Source organism: Mesorhizobium sp. M2A.F.Ca.ET.037.01.1.1, from assembly GCF_003998075.1.
In the GTDB taxonomy this organism is placed as follows: Bacteria; Pseudomonadota; Alphaproteobacteria; order Rhizobiales; family Rhizobiaceae; genus Mesorhizobium.
Map to the genome: position 1 here is coordinate 1 of NZ_RZSA01001561.1, position 863 is coordinate 863.

General features: G+C 67.0%; 1 protein-coding gene. It reads left to right on the forward strand.

Annotation, left to right across the window (positions count from 1 at the left end):
* On the forward strand, positions 1 to 863 hold an 863-nt coding region (locus EOA27_RS38365), incomplete at both ends, for a molybdopterin cofactor-binding domain-containing protein (protein ID WP_145970900.1).

The window sequence follows — 863 nt, forward strand, 5'->3', positions numbered from 1 at the left end:
TGCTGCAGCCGCGCGAGGCGAAGGCCGATGGCGCCGCGCTGATCCACCAGCACCGCCCGGCAAACCTGCTGACCTCCGGCTATGTCGAACGCGGCGATCCGGAACGAGCGCTCGCCGGCGCGACGGTCACGGCATCCGGCGCCATCGAAACCTCTTTCGTCGAGCACGCCTATATCGAGCCGGAAGCCGGCTATGCGTACATCGATGGCGACACGCTGGTCGTCGTCGCCTGCACCCAGGCGCCCTATATGGACCGCGACGACACGGCCAAGGTGCTCGGGCTTGCCGTCGACAAGGTCCGCATCGTGCCAACCGCCACCGGCGGCGGCTTCGGCTCGAAGCTCGATGTCTCGCTGCAGCCGCTGATCGGCCTTGTGGCGATGAAGACCGGCCGCCCGGCGGCGCTTGCCTACACCCGCAATGAATCGATGATGTCGACCACCAAGCGCCATCCGGCCGAAATGAAGGCGACCATCGGCGCCGACGCCGAGGGCCGTATCACCGGCATGGTCTTCGAGGGCGATTTCAACACCGGGGCTTACGCCAGCTGGGGGCCGACAGTGGCCAATCGCGTGCCGGTGCACGCCTCCGGCCCCTATGCCACGCCGAACTACCGCGCCACCGGCTACGCCATCCACACCAACGGCCCGATCGCTGGCGCCTTCCGTGGCTTCGGTGTGCCGCAGGCCACCATAATGCAGGAAACGCTCTATGACGAGCTTGCCGGAAAACTTGGGATGGATCGGCTCGATTTTCGGCTGAAGAACTGCCTGCGCGACGGCTGCGAGACGGTCACCGGCCAGCGCCTGGAATCGGGCGTCGGCATCGGCGAATGCCTGGAGCAGCTTCAGCCGCATTGGGCG